At 68.2% G+C, this 14,679-nt stretch carries 18 protein-coding genes; 3 read left to right on the top strand and 15 right to left on the bottom strand.

What is annotated here, in order from left to right; all coding sequences use genetic code 11:
• Positions 1-139 precede the first annotated feature (139 nt).
• Positions 140-1,006 (top strand): bifunctional DNA primase/polymerase, encoded by an 867-nt coding sequence (locus RM812_RS06075; RefSeq protein ID WP_311571348.1) that lies wholly within the window; start codon positions 140-142, stop codon positions 1,004-1,006.
• A gap of 163 nt (positions 1,007-1,169) precedes the next feature.
• Here the strand turns inward: RM812_RS06075 and RM812_RS06070 are convergent, their stop codons facing one another.
• The 12 genes from RM812_RS06070 to RM812_RS06015 all read right to left on the bottom strand — a co-directional run bounded on the left by RM812_RS06070 (position 1,170) and on the right by RM812_RS06015 (position 10,741).
• Entirely contained in the window at positions 1,170-2,249 is a 1,080-nt protein-coding gene (locus RM812_RS06070) for a DUF4232 domain-containing protein (protein WP_311571347.1), read from the bottom strand.
• Positions 2,250-2,305: 56 nt separating this feature from the next.
• Positions 2,306-2,725 (bottom strand): hypothetical protein, encoded by a 420-nt coding sequence (locus RM812_RS06065; RefSeq protein ID WP_311571346.1) that lies wholly within the window; start codon positions 2,723-2,725, stop codon positions 2,306-2,308.
• A 1,118-nt stretch (positions 2,726-3,843) separates the two neighbouring features.
• Positions 3,844-4,938 (bottom strand): tyrosine-type recombinase/integrase, encoded by a 1,095-nt coding sequence (locus RM812_RS06060; RefSeq protein WP_311571345.1) that lies wholly within the window; start codon positions 4,936-4,938, stop codon positions 3,844-3,846.
• The gene (locus RM812_RS06055; RefSeq protein ID WP_030403155.1) at positions 4,938-5,156 is read right to left on the bottom strand and encodes a helix-turn-helix domain-containing protein; all 219 of its coding nucleotides are present in this window, start codon (positions 5,154-5,156) and stop codon (positions 4,938-4,940) included. The genes RM812_RS06060 and RM812_RS06055 overlap by 1 nt, the downstream gene beginning before the upstream one ends.
• Positions 5,150-6,547 carry a replication initiator protein RepSA gene (gene repSA / locus RM812_RS06050; RefSeq protein ID WP_311571344.1) on the bottom strand — a complete coding sequence of 466 codons (1,398 nt, stop codon included), beginning with the start codon at positions 6,545-6,547 and terminating at the stop codon, positions 5,150-5,152. The genes RM812_RS06055 and repSA overlap by 7 nt, the downstream gene beginning before the upstream one ends.
• An 89-nt stretch (positions 6,548-6,636) precedes the next feature.
• Positions 6,637-6,954: a SpdD-like protein gene (locus RM812_RS06045; RefSeq protein ID WP_311571343.1), complete on the bottom strand. Its 318-nt coding sequence runs from the start codon at positions 6,952-6,954 to the stop codon at positions 6,637-6,639.
• Between the two features lie 23 nt (positions 6,955-6,977).
• Positions 6,978-7,133: a hypothetical protein gene (locus RM812_RS06040; protein WP_003950175.1), complete on the bottom strand. Its 156-nt coding sequence runs from the start codon at positions 7,131-7,133 to the stop codon at positions 6,978-6,980.
• 11 nt (positions 7,134-7,144) lie between these two features.
• Positions 7,145-7,336 carry a mobile element transfer protein gene (locus tag RM812_RS06035; protein ID WP_311571342.1) on the bottom strand — a complete coding sequence of 64 codons (192 nt, stop codon included), beginning with the start codon at positions 7,334-7,336 and terminating at the stop codon, positions 7,145-7,147.
• A gap of 31 nt (positions 7,337-7,367) precedes the next feature.
• Entirely contained in the window at positions 7,368-8,021 is a 654-nt protein-coding gene (locus RM812_RS06030) for a DUF2637 domain-containing protein (RefSeq protein ID WP_311571341.1), read from the bottom strand.
• An 85-nt stretch (positions 8,022-8,106) separates the two neighbouring features.
• On the bottom strand, positions 8,107-9,462 hold the full coding sequence (locus RM812_RS06025; RefSeq protein WP_311571340.1) for an FtsK/SpoIIIE domain-containing protein: 1,356 nt from the start codon (positions 9,460-9,462) through the stop codon (positions 8,107-8,109).
• A gap of 3 nt (positions 9,463-9,465) precedes the next feature.
• On the bottom strand, positions 9,466-9,822 hold the full coding sequence (locus RM812_RS06020) for an SCO3933 family regulatory protein (RefSeq protein ID WP_003950171.1): 357 nt from the start codon (positions 9,820-9,822) through the stop codon (positions 9,466-9,468).
• A 139-nt stretch (positions 9,823-9,961) separates the two neighbouring features.
• Positions 9,962-10,741, bottom strand: coding sequence for a GntR family transcriptional regulator (locus RM812_RS06015; RefSeq protein WP_311571339.1), 780 nt, complete (start codon positions 10,739-10,741; stop codon positions 9,962-9,964).
• Positions 10,742-10,759: 18 nt separating this feature from the next.
• On the opposite strand from RM812_RS06015, the gene RM812_RS06010 reads away from it, so the two are divergent.
• Entirely contained in the window at positions 10,760-11,224 is a 465-nt protein-coding gene (locus RM812_RS06010; RefSeq protein WP_031186072.1) for an NUDIX hydrolase, read from the top strand.
• Positions 11,225-11,560: 336 nt separating this feature from the next.
• On the opposite strand, the gene RM812_RS06005 is transcribed toward RM812_RS06010, so the two are convergent.
• Complete coding sequence (locus RM812_RS06005; protein WP_311571338.1) at positions 11,561-12,568, bottom strand: hypothetical protein; 1,008 nt, start codon at positions 12,566-12,568, stop codon at positions 11,561-11,563.
• A gap of 431 nt (positions 12,569-12,999) precedes the next feature.
• On the opposite strand from RM812_RS06005, the gene RM812_RS06000 reads away from it, so the two are divergent.
• A complete protein-coding gene (locus tag RM812_RS06000; protein WP_311571337.1) occupies positions 13,000-13,308 on the top strand; it encodes a hypothetical protein in 309 nt (102 codons plus the stop codon).
• A gap of 344 nt (positions 13,309-13,652) precedes the next feature.
• On the opposite strand, the gene RM812_RS05995 is transcribed toward RM812_RS06000, so the two are convergent.
• Together RM812_RS05995 and RM812_RS05990 are read right to left on the bottom strand one after the other, a co-directional pair.
• Positions 13,653-13,943, bottom strand: a complete 291-nt coding sequence (locus tag RM812_RS05995; RefSeq protein WP_311571336.1) for a hypothetical protein — start codon at positions 13,941-13,943, stop codon at positions 13,653-13,655.
• Positions 13,940-14,671 carry a GntR family transcriptional regulator gene (locus tag RM812_RS05990; protein WP_311571335.1) on the bottom strand — a complete coding sequence of 244 codons (732 nt, stop codon included), beginning with the start codon at positions 14,669-14,671 and terminating at the stop codon, positions 13,940-13,942. Before RM812_RS05990 ends, RM812_RS05995 begins: the two co-directional genes overlap by 4 nt.
• Between the last annotated feature and the right edge of the window lie 8 nt (positions 14,672-14,679).

Below are 14,679 nucleotides of genomic sequence, written 5' to 3'. Positions count from 1 at the left end.
CCCAGGGCAGTACGGACAGCTACGTCCCAAGCGCCGCAAGAGGTGAAGCGTTCCGGCGCTTTTCCGACTCCCCCCGCCACCCCGGCGCGTCGCGCGCGCCCACCCTTCCCTTTTTCGAACGTAAGTACGAAAATGAAGCATGGCCACCACCGACCGGCAGGCCACGACGCTGGCCCTCGCACACGCCCTGTCAGCCGCCGAACGCGGACTGGCCGTCATCCCCCTGGCCCGGACGAAGCTCCCGGCGCTGCGCTCCCCCCACCGCGACGACCCGTCGCCGGCCCCCTGCCACGGCGAGTGCGGACGCTTCGGCCACGGCGTCCACGACGCCTCCACCGACCCGGCCCGCCTCCGCGAGATGTTCGCCGCAGCCCCCTGGGCCACGGGTTACGGCATCGCCTGCGGCCTGCCACCGCACCACCTCATCGGTGTGGACCTGGACACGAAGTCGGAGACGGACTCCTCGGCCGCCCTGCGCGAACTGGGCCGGCGCCACCTGTTCACGATCCCGCCCACGGTCGTCGTCCTGACCCCCGGCGGAGGCCGCCACCTCTGGCTCAGCGGTCCGCCCGACGCGGTCGTCCCCAACTCGGCCGGCCGCCTCGCCCCCGGCATCGACATCCGGGGCGCCGGCGGCTACCTGGTCGGCCCCGGCTCCCTCACCCGCCACGGCGCCTACACCACCGCCCCCGGCACCTCCCACCTGGCGCCCGCGCTCTGCCCGCCCGCGCTCCTGCGCCTCCTGCTCCCGCCGCCCCGCGCACACCGGCCCGTCCCCGCCACGACCGACGCACACGGCCGGGGACTCGTCCAGTTCGTCCTCGCCGCCCACGAGGGGCAGCGCAACACCCGCCTGTTCTGGGCGGCCTGCCGCGCCTACGAGGGTGGCATCGGCGCGGCTCTCGTGGACCCCTTGGTCGACGCCGCGCTCACCACGGGCCTGACCGAACGCGAGGCCCGCGCGACAATCGCGTCCGCGGCCCGCATGACGGGCCACCACCCGTGACCCGCCGACCGCCCTGACCCGCCGACCGACGGCCGTAGGCCCGTCGGCCCGTCGAATCTCCGGCCCGGTCCCCGCGACCGGGCCGAAGACGGCCCGGCTCCGCGGCACGAAAGCGGGCCGGTCCTCGTCTCCTCCGCCACCCTCGGTCCGAGGAGGCCGAACCCTAGGACCGCGGTCGGCCGTCCTCCGTCACCGTCCCGGTCCCGGGCTCCGTCTCGTCCTTCTGCCAGGCCCGGACGCCCAGCTTGCCCGTGGTGCCGAGGTCGAGGTTCGGTGTGACGATCACGGGGTCGGAGCCGGACTCGGCCCGGACCCTGACGTAGGGCACGGTCACCGCCGCACCGGCCTGCGTGGTGTTGCGCCACGCCAGCCCCGACACGGCGGACTCACCCGGCCGCAGGGTCACCGGCCGGGGCGGCCCGTCACCGCCCGCCATGGGGATGTCATCGGTGCCGCGCAGGACGTCGATCCCGTCGACCGGCTCCAGTTCCTCGTCGAGCAACTGAAGCACCGGGTAGCCCTCCAGGGAGTACGGCCGACTGCCACAGTTCTCCAGGTGCAGCCCCACGACACGCAGTCCCATGGCGGCGTCCCCCTTGTCGGCGGTGAGCCGCAGCCCCGACGGCGGGCAGGAGCCCGCGGGGGCGGGTGCCTCGTCGGAGGGCACCCGCTTCACATCGAGGATCCGCACGCGCTCCGCGTCAAGACGGGGACTGCCCAGCAGCCCGCCGTTCTCGAGCGTGCGCTGCACGGTCCGCCCCGCCCCCACGGACGCCACCGTCTCCTCGGCGTTCGACATCGCCCTCCCCTGGTCGTCCAACAGGGAGAAGACGATGGTGTAGGTGAAGGGCTCGGCCTCCTGATTGGTCACGGAGTACGCGACCACACACGAGGACGCGCCACCCGCGCCGGGGGACTCGCCCCTCCCCGGCAGCCCCGGAAGACTGTCCGCCGTGACCGACACATCGGGCCGTTCGCCCGCCCGAACACCGGGTGAGGCACTCGCCCCGGCACCGTCGGCCCGCTCGACCATCCCGACGATCCGCACCCCGTCCCGACCCTGGCCGGACCCACCGGCACCGGCATCACCGGACGCGGACGCCCCCGTCCCGCACCGGTCCTCCCGCTCCCCCTCTCCCCCCGCCCCCGACGCGGCGCTCTGGGTACCACAGGCACCGAGCAGGAGGGAGACGACGAGAGCACCGGGAACCGCGAGTGCCGTGCGGAGCTGGGGGATACGCATCGCCCCACCTCACCAGCCCGCCCCCATCCCGACCGTGTCGGACGTCACACTCCCGGTCACAGCCCTGTCACAGCTCCACCCTTTCGCCCAACAGCGGCGATCAGGCCGGTCACAGCCGCGGTCACCCCCGTGGTCACGGCGAGGGCCCCCACCATGACCATCCCCACGCCGACCACGAAGAGGCCGCTGGAATCATCCGACCAGTCGTAGAAGGCGGCCGCGGTCAGACCGGCCGTGACACCGAGCACAGCGCCCACGGCATGGCGCCGGTATGCCGCCCAGCACACCGGCACCAGCAGCGTCAGCACGAGCCCGACCACCTGCCACACCTCGTACGGCCCGGTCGTCGAACCGTCGGGCTGCACGTCCCGCTGCTGGTCCCACCCCAGCCAGGCGGCCCACAACGCCGACGCCGCCACAGCCGCCACGACGCCCGACACCAACCGGTGGGAAACCTTCGCCTGTCGTTGTTCCATACGCCAAGCGTTCCGACTCCGACAACCGGCCGGCCAGAGCGCGCGTACTCAGCTCCGACCCGAGTACACGGCCGCGCCGACACCCACCGAGGCACAACGCGACGGCCCCCGACCAGAAGACAGAAAACCTGGTCAGGGGCCGCCAATCACCGCGGTGGGTGTGGGATTTGAACCCACGGTGACTTGCGCCACGACGGTTTTCAAGACCTTTCGGGGGCCTGACGGAGTCCCTGCTCCCACGCAGGTCAGACGGGCGAAACCGCGTCGACATAGACGCAGCCCGGCTCTTTGTGCCCCCTTCGTGCCCCATGGAGCAGACCTGTGCAAGAGCAGGATGATGTGCCTTGGAACCTGCATCCCATGTCGCCACGCGGCCTAGCGGAGCTGCGACGCAGCCACTCGCAGAGATGTGGAGTCCCTTCAAAAGCTTGGTCCAGACGGCGCGTCACCCTAGAACCCCTGGCAATATGAGGCGATCAACGCACTACCCAGAAGGTGCATGGCACCCCATACAGGCATGCGAAGGCGCGAGACCTACAAACGCCATCGAAAGCAAGGCTCAAAGGCGATCAGGCCTGGCGAACAATGATTCTGAGGCGCTTGACCCCGTGAATCCAAAAAAAACTTTCCGGAAGGGATTGTATCCGTCTGCCCGACGCGGTCTACTTCTCCTTGCGACGCCGCTCAACAGTGCACCGCTGATGGCTAGTTGACCTGCCAGCGGGCTGAGGCGTCACGTCGCGAACTGCGAAGAGAGCCCCGGCATCGACCTCGGGCGTCCAAACCACAGGTCAGTGGGGGCTCTCTGCGCGTGCTTCACCCATCCGTCGATCTGAGAACGGAGAAGTCACGACTCGTGAATGATAGGCAGCCGATGCAGGGCCCGCATAGCCGTGTAACCGAATCCGCAAGACGAGCACTTCACTGGATCACGCAGCATCGCAGGACCGCTGCTCTGCAAGTCCTCCGAGGCGCGTCATACGGTGCCGGAACCACTGTTGTCAGTTTGATCGCACTGTGGATCAGAACCCGATACTGATCATCTTCTTGGCACCCTGTGGGGTGAACGACCGCAAGGGGGTGCCTCCCGAGGGAGGCACCCCCTTGATCGTTGAATGTCAGGGTTCGTCGAGCCATTCATCCGCAGCGGCTGCCACTTGGTCATCGCGACCGGCGACCGGCCGGGCGTAGTGCCGAGTGGTGACGCTCGCATTCGAGTGACCGAGCCGGTGGGCAGCCGTCATCACGCCGTACCGGTCCGCGACCCACGTGCCGTGCGAGGCACGCAGATCGTGTGGAGTGACGTCAGTCAGTCCAGCGGCAGCCACGGCGGGGTCGAAGAACGCCTTACGCCACTGGTTGTAGCGCAGCGGCTTGCCGCCAGGGGTCGTGAAAAGGAGCGCGTCATCCCCACCGGGCAGAGTCTCCAGGTGCCGGCCGAGCCGCTTGGCGAGGGACGGACCGACTCGGAGCAGTCGCTTCTGATGCGACTTGGGAGTGTCAAAGACCAGGGCGCCATTCGCTTCAGCCAGGTTCTCGTCGACCAGGACGAAGCCCCCGGACACATCAATGTCCACGCGCCGCAGGGCAAACGCCTCGCCCACCCGCAGACCCGCGTACGCAAGGAGGGCGATCAGCAGGTCATGCGGCTTGGTCGCGCCCTTGACGATCCGCGACGCTTCCAGCGGCGTGAGGATGTGCGGCTCGGTCTGCGGCATCCGAGGCAGCCTCACGCCCCTGCACGGTGTCTGCGGGATCATGTCGTTGTCGACGGCAGAGCGCATGATCTGCGACAGCACCCGGTACGCCTGCCGGATGCGCGAGGCGCTGATCCCCTTGGTCCGCATCGCACCCACCCACTCGGTGATCGTGATGGGCCGAAGGCTGGAGAGTTCACGATCACCAAGTGCCGGATTGATCAGGGACCGGTACGACGCCTGAGTCTTGTGCTTGAGCTGAGGCGATACGGCAGCGAGCCAGCGAGCCGCCCAGTCGCGAACGGTCGTCTGTCCCTCGGCCGGGTCGAGCCAGCGCCCCTCTTCGATCTCGATGCGCTTCCGCATGAGCCAGCGGTCCGCGTCCGTGGTCGTGGCGAACGTCCGATCCGCAGGGCGCAGAACCCCGTCAGGCCCCGGGTAGCGGGCTTGGAACCGGCCGGACGGCAGCTTGCGGACACGGCCGAAGCCCCGGCGGGACTTGCGCTTGCCAGCCATCAGGCAGCCCTCCTGAGTCCCGTGGGCCGCAGAAGGATCGGTTCCACGGTATTGGCGCTCACGTACGCCTCTACGGCGGTTTCAGGGATACGGACATGTCGGCCGACCTTCACGAAGGTGATGCGGCGCTCCTCGATGAGGCGTCGAGGAAAACGGACCCCCGTGCCAAGACGTTCGGCGACCTGGTCCACGGTGAGGAGCCGGTCCACAGTCACCACTCCCCCTCGTCTGCGGCCAGTCCGGCCAACGCGTCGCGGGCAGTTTCACGATTGGTCTGGAGCCCGCGCGCGATGGTGCCAGCGAGGACGGATTCACCAGGGCTGTGACCGTGTCCGGCGTACTGCCAATCGGTGAGGACGAGGACGGTGTCCGACTCGCGGTCGTCCAGGGCGAGGACGGCGTGTTCCTGCGCAGCCCGATAGTCGGCACGTGCCTGGCGGAGGGCGCCCAGGGTGGTCGAGTAGCGGCGGGACTTGGAGGAGAAGTGGCCGCGGAAGCCGAGCATGTGAGCCCAGGCCCAGAGGCGCCGGTCCGGGTAGAGGCGGTCCAGGTCCCGGCATGCGGTGATGAGTCGGCGGGTGTGGTCCGGGACCTGGTGGCGATCGAGTTCCGCGAGTTCACCGATACGGCGGTCGAGAGTGCCGGTGTTCTCGGCGGATTTGGTGGAGTACTTGGCGACGTAGGAGGCGACGGCCTGTTCGGTGATGTCGGAGCCGTCGCCGAAGGCCTTCACCGGGCGCACGTCGAGCTGTGTGCCCCAGCGGAAAGACCGGGCAGGTTGGTCCCCTGCGGCCGGGACGGAGACGGACGTGTAGGAGTGCGCCGCAGCAGCATTGATGGCGTCGGCCAGGAGGCCGACCGTCGCCCAGGCGGGCGGGGGCGTTCCTGGTCCGTCCGGTCCGTCGAGCCGGATCACCGCGTGGAAGTGGAGGGCGCCGCGCTTCTGGAATTCGGCGACCTTGCCGTATGAGAGGCGGAGGCGGTCGGCGAGTTCTCGGCGGGTGAGGCCGGCGCGGGCGGCGAGTTCGCGACGCAGGCGAGTGGTGAAGCGCTGCCAGAGCTGCCCGGCGTGGTTGTTGAACAGGACAGCGCCCGCATAGTCGTACGTCGCCGGGTCGAGGGCGGTACCCAGTTCCGGGGCGTCCGGGGCGTGCTGGGCGCCGCAGCGGCAGGTGCCGTGGTCGGGCCGGTTGTGGACCGGGCCGAAGGAGGGAGCGGTGAGCGTGGCGAACACGCGCGGGTGATCCCGGACCGTGGTGGGGACGTCTCGGCGCTCGTCTCCGGCCAGGCCCGCGCGGATGAGGTGGTAGGTGTCGCCCGCGTAGGTCCAGGCGCAGGAGGGGCAGCGGGAGGCTCGGCGGTTGCCGCAGGCGAGGCGGAGGCGTCCGCCGGGCTCTACGGCGGTCGTGTAGTGGTGCAGGGTTTCGCCGGTGGTCTTGTCCTTGTGGAGGGTCCAGCCGGTGAGGTGGATGGGATCGGAGCAGCCGCCGGTGCGGCGGATCTGGTCTTCCCAGCGGGTGTAGTCGGAGGCGGAGGCGACGCGGAGGAGGTCGCCGAGGGTGGTCGGGTCGAGCAGCGGGGCATGCGCGGTCGGGGCGCGGTGCGCCATGCTGGGTGCTTCCTTCCGGTTGTGAGAGCGGTTGGAGACGGCGCCCGGGCGGCGGATGCTTGGCGGTATCGAGGCCGCCCGGGGGCCGGTCAGCGTCGCTTGGCGTCGGCGTGGACGAGGGAGCGGATCACCAGGGCACAGACGGCGACCGAGGCGCCGGTGATGGCCACGGCCAGAAGCATCGAGACAAGAACGGCGCCGACGACCAGGACGACGGCCGTTCCGCCGCCAACGAGGGCGAGAGCGGTGCCGGGGGTGAGCTGCACCGTGGGCCGGGAAGGCGCAGGAGCGACCGGAGCAGGAGGCGGAACCTGCGCACTCGGTACGACGGCGGTCGGCTCGACGACCACGAGCGGCGTGAGGTGGCCGGCGGGCGTGGGGTTGGTCGGGATCTTCGGGCGGAGCATCGGTGTTCTCCCTTCGGGTCGTGCTACTTGACGAAGCCGTTGACGACGGGGGCCAGCACGCTGTCGGCGATGAGGAAGCCGCCGAGGAGCAGTACGGCGATGAGCCACCAGGGCGGGCGGATGAGCTTGACGCCGAGGTAGCCGACAGCGAGGAGCGCGAGCCAGAGCGGGACGTCCATCGGGTGGCCTCCTAGCTGACGCGGCAGCGGTGGGTGCGGGCGGCGAGCTGTGCGGCGGACTGGCTGGAGTAGTCGGCGGACCAGCCGCAGCGGTCGTTGGTGCACACGGCGGCGTGCTTGGTCTGGCCTCGCCGGTCGCGGTGGGTGCCGATCTGCACGGGGCCGATCCGTATGACGGAGTGGAAGAAGTCGCGGGCGGGCATGTCAGCCGGTCTCCTCTCGGGTTCGGTCGGGTCAGGTGAGTTGGGCGGCGATGGCGTCGGCGAGGTGGGGCGGGACGCCGAGGCGGGCGCGGAGGGTGTCGGTGTCGATCCGGGCGCCGGTACGGACGTGGTGGTCGTCGGCGACTTTGCGGGCGTGGTCGACGAGCGCGGCCGGGACCGGCACAGCCGTGGGCAGGGTGGGGGGCTCCTCGATCTGCGGGACGGCTGGAGGTTCGGGCTCCGGGTCCGGCTCAGCGGCGGCCGTTTCGGGCGCGGGAGCCGGAGCCGGGGCGGAGGATGCCGGCGGAGCCAGGGAAGGTTCTGCGGGTGAGTGGGCGAGGAGGGTGCCGCCCATGAAGGCCAGGGCAGGCCAGGCGGCGACGAGGATGCGCAGCCAAGGCGGGACGTCGCCCAGGTCGAGGAGCCCGGCGGTGGCGACGTTGGCGCCGAGCGAGGTGACCAGGGCGATGAGGAACCAGCACCAGGCCAGCCGGGACGGTCCGTCGGTACGCAGCCTTCGCCAGGCGGCGACCAGGAGCAGATCGACCGAGACGGGATAGGCCCAGGCTTTCCAACCGCTCTGTCCAGCAGCGGCGGCGAGGTCGTGCAGGTGGGCGAAGGACAGCGCCCCGGCAATGACGGCCTGAACGAGTACGGCGTCGATACGGAGAGCGGGGCGGGCCATCAGGGCTCCTTCCTGTGATTAGGCATGGCGGGGGTAGGGACCTGGCGCGAAGGACGGTCGCGCCGACCGTGGGAGGGGGAAGGTTTCAGGCGGTGGCGGGCGCTGTTTGGGACAGCGGCACGCGGGCCGAGGGCAGCGCAGCGACGGCGGGCCGGAAAGGCGCGAGGGCGGGCAGCTCGGGGGTGCGGTCGGCGTGCTTGTTGCAGACGTTCACGGCCTGGCGCAGCGTGGTGTGCGGGGCGCGGATGCGGTGCCAGCCGCCGGTGGAGTCCCCGGCGATGGCGATGCCGCGTGTCTCGGCGGGAATCTGGATGGCGGCGAGGACGGCGTCCGGGGCGATGTCGCCGAAGGCCATGTTCGCCGAGGTTTCGTCGTTGACGCGGTGGGCGGTGCGGCCGGTGAGCTGGGCGCGGAGCATGGTGATGCCCTTGCCGAGTTCGGAACCGAAGCGCTGCCCGCAGATCTCCAGGTAGACGCCGGCCGCGCGGCCGAGCTGGGCGAGACGGACCAGGGCGGTGATGATCCGATCCCGCCGCTTCTCCTCCTCCTTGCTGGCGAAGAGCGCGAGTTCGGCGACCTCGTCGACCAGGACGACGACCGGCACAGGCCGCAGGTCCTCGGGCAGGTCCCAGATGTCGGCGGCGATCTCCGCATCCGGCACGGCAACACTGATCCGCTGCTCGGCGCGGATGAGCTGATACACGTCCTGCATGTGGGACACCAGCGCCTCCAGCAGTTCCAACGCGGTATCCGGGTTGTCGGCGAGCGCGGAGAACCGGCGGGCCAGCGGGAACAGCTCGACCCCTTGCTTGCAGTCGATGCCGACCAGCGCAACGTGGTGCGGGGCGAGCCCGGCCACGAGGTTGCGCTGATAGACGGACTTGCCGGACTCCGTGGCCCCGAGGGTCAGGCCGTGCGGGACGGCACGGTAGTCGCGGTAGTGCACCGAGCCGTCCTCCCGCAGCGCGACCGGAACACGCATCGGCCGGGTGTCGGTGTTGGCCGGCATCTGCACCCGCTTGAGCACGTCGTAGCCGGTCATGCGGATCTCGACCACGCCGGAGCGCAGCTCACGGGAGGTGACGCCGTACATACCGAAGGAGTGGCGCAGCCGGTCCGAGGCGGCGGCGACGTCGAAGGCGTCCTGTCCCGGGCGGAGTTTGAGCCGCAGGACCAGGCCGGTGTGGGTGGGCCGCAGCCGCAGGATGCGCGGCGCGCGGGATTCCGGCGCCGGACGGTTGGCCATCCGGGCCAGCATGAGGCGCCAGCGCGAGGGCGGGACCGTCAGCCCGCAGGCCTCCATGACGGAGGCGTAGCGGACCAGGACGCGCACGACAGCGAAGGTGACCCCGAAGGTCATCCAGTACCAGGCGGGACGCCGCCACCGCAGGAGACCCGCGACGGCGACGACCACCAGCAGTAAGACCGTCGGCCACGTCATGGCTCAGGCCGCCTTCGAGCCCGTGCCCGTGGTGGCCAGCGAGGTGACGGCGACCGCGCGGAAGGCGATGCCGTGCCGCTTCTGGCCGTTGAACTCGTTCTCCCACGGCCGGGCGACCAGCCCTGTGAGCGCGGCCGGGGTGCCCATGGTCAGGTCACCGGAGATGCCGGTCTCCGGGACGGTGACGGACAGGATCTCGACTTCGTCGTTGGCCGCGAACATCACGTCCACGGTCATCAGCTTCGCGCCGGTCTCGGCGTCGGTGGCGATCTCGCCGGTACGGCGGTCACGCACCTTGGGCTGCGGGGTCTTGGCGACCATCACGGTCGCGGCGGAGGTGTCGACGGGGATCTGACGCACAGCGGAACTCTCCTCTACATATGCTGAACTCCGCCACTCATGTACATGAGTGACATAAAGAAGAGTGCATCACTCCTGTACATGAGTCAACCCGCCGCGACATCGAAGTCACGACGGGTTGCAGGAAGTTGAGCGAGCGTCAGTCGTCGGCTGGGATCCGGTACTCGAAAACGAACTGGTCAGCAGCCATGAGCGTGTCGCAGACCTCCACCACGACCCCGGCCGTCGTACGGGCCTCCCGGATCAGATGAACCACCGGCGCGCCCGGACTCAGCGCCAGCTCGGAGGCCTCCGCCTTCGAGGCCGGCCGCGCTTGCAGCGTCTCAACGAACTCCGCGAACTCATGCCCGTGGTCTTCGAGTCGGGCGTAGATGCCACCACCGCCGGGGTTCTCGGCGAACAGCTCGGGGATGTCCTTGACGACGTCCCACGGAAGGTAGGAGGAGGCGGTCTCGACCGGGGTGCCGTTACGGAAGTAGAGGCGCCGCCGGGCAAGCACCTGAGTGCCGGCGGGGACACCGAGCCGCCGGGCGGCATCCGCGGGAGCCTCCATGGGGCCGATATAGAGGACGCTCACCTTGGCCGTGGCGCCGGACTGCGCGGACTCCGCGAGGTAAGCGGCCTTGCCGCCCCGACGGAGCGAGCGCCGGAAGCGGTCGGACGAGCGGTGCCGCACCGGCGGCCGGTCCTTCACGATCGAGCCCTTGCCGTGCCGGGTCTCGACGAGCCCGCTCGCCCGCACCTCGACCATGGCCTTGCGGATCGTGCCACCGGACACGCCATAGCGATCCACTAGCTCCGATTCGCTCGGCACCATGTCACCGGGCTTGAGCACACCCGCCCGGATCTGCTGCACGATCTCGTCCGCGATCTGCACGTACCGAGGCCCGGACCTGCCCCCCTCTACCGCAGTTCCCATAGTCCTTCTACGCCTCCTATGCTCCTGTACATGAGTCAACCACAGGAAGCAACGTCGACGCCCCTGCACTCCGTATCCGTAGCCGGAGTCGTCGTGCGCGAAGACGGCCGCCTCCTGGCGATCCGCCGAGCCGACAACGGCACCTGGGAACTCCCCGGCGGCGTACTCGAACTCAACGAGACCCCAGAGGCCGGCGTAGCCCGCGAAGTCTGGGAAGAGACAGGCATCCACGTCGAGGTCGACGAACTCACCGGCGTCTACAAGAACACCACCCGAGGCATCGTCGCCCTGGTCTTCCGCTGCAAGCCCTCCGGCGGCACCGAACGCACCTCAAGCGAGTCCACAGCCGTCTCCTGGCTCACACCCGACGAGGTCAGCGACCGCATGGCCGAGGTCTACGCGATCAGACTCCTGGACGCCCTAGACGGGGCTGGCCCCCACGTGCGAAGCCACGACGGCAAGCACCTCATCCCAGCGGGATAAGACTTTCCCTACTTCATCAAGGCCCGCGCACGGCGCGGGCGCGCGCCGCCTCTACGGCGCGGCCCGCCTCCTGTCTTCGCCCCGGCTGGCCGCGCCCGGCGGCGCGCTCGGCGGCTGCGGGCATGAAGTGGGGAGACACCCTCTGTGGCTAGGGCGGTCGGCTCCACGGCTTTAGGCAGCCACTTTGGGGCGAGCCTCTAAGATCTTGGCCCCAACGTCGTGCTTTAACGGGCAGGTCCACAGACTGCCCGACTCGCCATCAGCTTACGGGGCCAAGATCACTCGCCCCAAAGCAGCTCCAGCCCAAAGCCGCTCCACCGACCTTGCGATTTCCTTTCAGGTTGCGGCTATGCGCTGCAAAGCATCTACTAGAGAACTGTCATCTTGCCCATCCCGCCATTGCACTACTTCACGCAGTGCCGTATCCGCGGGATTCGCAATTTCTGGAATGGCCTCTATAGCCGATGGACTCAGAGCCGCATTTGTCACTATCAATGTAGGGGTGATGGAGGCGGGAATTTTCTCGGCAGTCTTCTTAATATCCAACCTCATGAAGGGGCTCCGCGTGCGATGCCGTACAACTATGCCGACCCTCTTGTCGTCGATGCTCACGAAGAAGTCGTGACTGCCGTCCTGTGTGGCTTGCTGAATATTGAATCCAAGTTCAATGATTGTGCGTAGCACCGCCTGCTCGTACCTAATTCCACGCGCGATCGGAGTCCTTGCCAGCGAGAGGGCGTCCAGGACGCTCTGAGTTGCAGCGATATACGAGGCTGCGCCTTCCCTGGTGAGGCTCACGTCACCCTCATGTACAACGCGATCGCGCAGGACTTTCAAGTCAAATGCTACGCGGGCGAGGTTGTTAGGTAGGACGCCCTGCAGCTCGGCCCTCCGAATCATAGCTCCCGGGGTGTGGCGGATGGACGAGGGAGGGATTACGTCTGTGAGCGCACTCTCAAGTTCCCTCCACGCTCCCAGCACGGCCGCAGTTGGGTCCGAATCAGCAGCCCGAAGAAGATTTGCCATTTCCCGTTCATATCGATCGGGGCGCATCTCTGGAAGGCTTCGGATGCCCTCACCTGAAGCACTACTGTCTTCCATCACTGGATCAGTCTGGCGGGATGGCTCGCTGACTTCGGCGGCAATCTCGCCTTCAATCTCCGCCGCCTCTTGCGCAACTGCCTCCACTTGCCTTTGGAAAGTGATTCCACCTATCGGAGTTTCCAGTGAGTCAATTTTACCGAAAAGCCCACTTAACTGTTTCCTGAAAGCGAATCCCAGGATTAGTGTTATGGTGGGCCATATCAGGGTTTTAATGTATTCTAGTACCAGCTTCCAGTCCATGTGCGGCATCATGGCATGCGAGCTTGGAGTATGTGAGCGGAAAGTGAAATCAAGAGTATGTTGTGGGCGTCAGGCATGGCTACTGCCGCCTCCATGGGTCAGGAAACGGCAGCTTGACTGAGGCTGGTGGTGGGGGAGGGCGGCACGTGTGAACCGACGGGCCCTGAAATGGCTGCGTACTGTTGGTCGAACCGCCCACACCCTCGATCGCTCCTGGGCCATCCGAGGCCCGCCGACGTCACCCAGCGGCGACCGACAGTGACAGTCGAGCCGTAGCCGCCACCAAGGAACCCCCAGATCAGATCCCCTGACCTCACCGTTTCTCCAGGGGTGGCGGTCAGGCAGGATGGGTCGCTTCTTTCCGCCCGGTTCATTCGGCCAGTTACGCCAAGAAGACCCAGGCACGGGTTCACCTTCAGTAAGGTCCCGGCATGGAGCAGCACTCAGAACTCATCAACGGCCAGTGGATCCGCACGCAACAGATCCTCTACGGCAGTGATGCCGAGCTTGCTGCTGCCGGCATCAGCACGCGCGACACGGTCGCTATGGACTTTTACCGCATCCCGCACGTGGACCGTGCCCCGTCCTGCGACGTGCAGGCATGTGATGAATTGCCGGAGTACCGGGTGACCAAGCGCCAAGGGCTCTTCAAGCGGCCGAAGCAGTACTTCGGCTGCCCTGAGCATCTGGACACGTGTCGCGCAGCCATCGCCTTCGGGCACAGTGGCGACCCTGCGTAGCAGCATCCCTGAGAGCTGAGGGTGAGTGTCTAACTGCGTGACAACGCCGACGAACAGCGGCGAACAAGCGCGGACGCGTGCGGACCATCACCGCAGGTGGGTGTCGCGCCAGCCCAAGGCCGCACCCACACCCAAGTTGCTTCGGGACGAAGAGGTCGTGCTGTCTGGCACGAGAGCTGGGCCGTCTCCGGGCGGCGTGAGCCGCGCCATGTTGACCAGTAAAGGCCGAAGCCCACGGCGTTCACCTACTTCAGAGCCGTGGGCTTCATCGAGACCGATGGTTAGCGGGCAGATTGATCAATAGACGGGCTTCCGAGTCCCGACGGCCGTGTTTCCGGGAGCTCTTATTCGCTCGCAGTCAGGAGGTGCCCGCGGCTGGTCGCGACCCGGAGCACGTCTCGAAGGGCTCTGGTCAGTTCGGTCAGCATGCCACGCAGGTCCTCCGGGTCAGCATCCTGGTCGCCGAGTGCCGCCGAAACCTGTTCCACGAGGTCAGCCGCCATCCCGAGCTGTACAGCCTCGATGTTGTCCGCCAGGCGGGAGACGTAGCCGCTCCTGTCATCGGTGCTCAGGTAGCAGGGCTTGCCGTCCGGGCCCGACCACGGGAGGAGTCGCAGTTCGTTCTGCGGCGTCATCTGTGCGCCTGCCTTTCTTCGATCACGTGGTGGGTGCTGAAGACGGCGTCGACGCGGTCCCCAGGGAACACGAGCAGAGCCGCTTCAACGACTCGCCCGGTGTTGTCTGCCGCAACGCGAGTGATTGCCAGGACGGCCAAGGCCGCGCTGATCCGCAGGGTTGACGCCTCATCCGACGTTGGGAGTCGGGCGGACACCGTCTCGTGGACCTCGGCCGGCGGTGGGTCCGGCACAGCGAAACTGGCCTCCGCCCACGCCCTTGAGGACCGGTCGCCGAGCGTCTTGGTCGGTGTCAGGTCTCGCGGTACGTAGACGCGGGCCAGGCTGTGTGGGGACTCTCCCTCGTAGCTGAGTCGGAGGAATTCGGTCAGTGGGCTTCCGTCATCCACCTTCAGAAGCGCTGTGAGGTGCCCCCGCGCGGGCAGTGCCGTAGTGCGGACTGTGACGCGCAGGTTCACGTCTGCGGCAGTCCGAGGGTCTAGCGTGCCCCACCCACCGACGTACGTGATCTTGCGCAGCGGACGGCGGACGAAGTTGCCCTTGCCGTGGATCTTCTCGACCAGGCCCTCGCCCTGGAGCACGGCGAGGGCGCTTCGCAGTGTCGCCGTGCTGACCTTGTACCGGTCGGCCAGGGCGGACTCAGACGGGAGCCGATCACCGGGCCCAATGCGGCCGGTCGTGATCTGGCGTCTCAGGTCGTCAGCGACGACGAGGCGGAGAGACGTCATGGACTGCG

The organism is Streptomyces lancefieldiae, from assembly GCF_031845825.1.
In the GTDB taxonomy this organism is placed as follows: domain Bacteria; phylum Actinomycetota; class Actinomycetes; order Streptomycetales; family Streptomycetaceae; genus Streptomyces; species Streptomyces lancefieldiae.
The sequence above is the reverse complement of the archived record's forward strand: the minus strand, read 5'-3'. Positions and strand labels throughout refer to the sequence as shown.

What these genes read in the sequence shown, in the direction of transcription:
- repSA (WP_311571344.1), bottom strand. Translation starts at nt 6,547, where the DNA reads ATGGCGCACCGCGCCCCGACCGCGCATGCCCCGCTGCTCGACCCGACC.
- RM812_RS06025 (WP_311571340.1), bottom strand. Translation starts at nt 9,462, where the DNA reads ATGACGTGGCCGACGGTCTTACTGCTGGTGGTCGTCGCCGTCGCGGGT.
- RM812_RS06015 (WP_311571339.1), bottom strand. Translation starts at nt 10,741, where the DNA reads ATGGGAACTGCGGTAGAGGGGGGCAGGTCCGGGCCTCGGTACGTGCAG.
- RM812_RS06040 (WP_003950175.1), bottom strand. Translation starts at nt 7,133, where the DNA reads ATGGACGTCCCGCTCTGGCTCGCGCTCCTCGCTGTCGGCTACCTCGGC.
- RM812_RS06010 (WP_031186072.1), top strand. Translation starts at nt 10,760, where the DNA reads ATGCTCCTGTACATGAGTCAACCACAGGAAGCAACGTCGACGCCCCTG.
- RM812_RS06075 (WP_311571348.1), top strand. Translation starts at nt 140, where the DNA reads ATGGCCACCACCGACCGGCAGGCCACGACGCTGGCCCTCGCACACGCC.
- RM812_RS06005 (WP_311571338.1), bottom strand. Translation starts at nt 12,568, where the DNA reads ATGGACTGGAAGCTGGTACTAGAATACATTAAAACCCTGATATGGCCC.
- RM812_RS06045 (WP_311571343.1), bottom strand. Translation starts at nt 6,954, where the DNA reads ATGCTCCGCCCGAAGATCCCGACCAACCCCACGCCCGCCGGCCACCTC.
- RM812_RS06065 (WP_311571346.1), bottom strand. Translation starts at nt 2,725, where the DNA reads ATGGAACAACGACAGGCGAAGGTTTCCCACCGGTTGGTGTCGGGCGTC.
- RM812_RS06030 (WP_311571341.1), bottom strand. Translation starts at nt 8,021, where the DNA reads ATGGCCCGCCCCGCTCTCCGTATCGACGCCGTACTCGTTCAGGCCGTC.
- RM812_RS05995 (WP_311571336.1), bottom strand. Translation starts at nt 13,943, where the DNA reads ATGACGCCGCAGAACGAACTGCGACTCCTCCCGTGGTCGGGCCCGGAC.
- RM812_RS06060 (WP_311571345.1), bottom strand. Translation starts at nt 4,938, where the DNA reads ATGGCTGGCAAGCGCAAGTCCCGCCGGGGCTTCGGCCGTGTCCGCAAG.
- RM812_RS06035 (WP_311571342.1), bottom strand. Translation starts at nt 7,336, where the DNA reads ATGCCCGCCCGCGACTTCTTCCACTCCGTCATACGGATCGGCCCCGTG.
- RM812_RS06070 (WP_311571347.1), bottom strand. Translation starts at nt 2,249, where the DNA reads ATGCGTATCCCCCAGCTCCGCACGGCACTCGCGGTTCCCGGTGCTCTC.
- RM812_RS06000 (WP_311571337.1), top strand. Translation starts at nt 13,000, where the DNA reads ATGGAGCAGCACTCAGAACTCATCAACGGCCAGTGGATCCGCACGCAA.
- RM812_RS05990 (WP_311571335.1), bottom strand. Translation starts at nt 14,671, where the DNA reads ATGACGTCTCTCCGCCTCGTCGTCGCTGACGACCTGAGACGCCAGATC.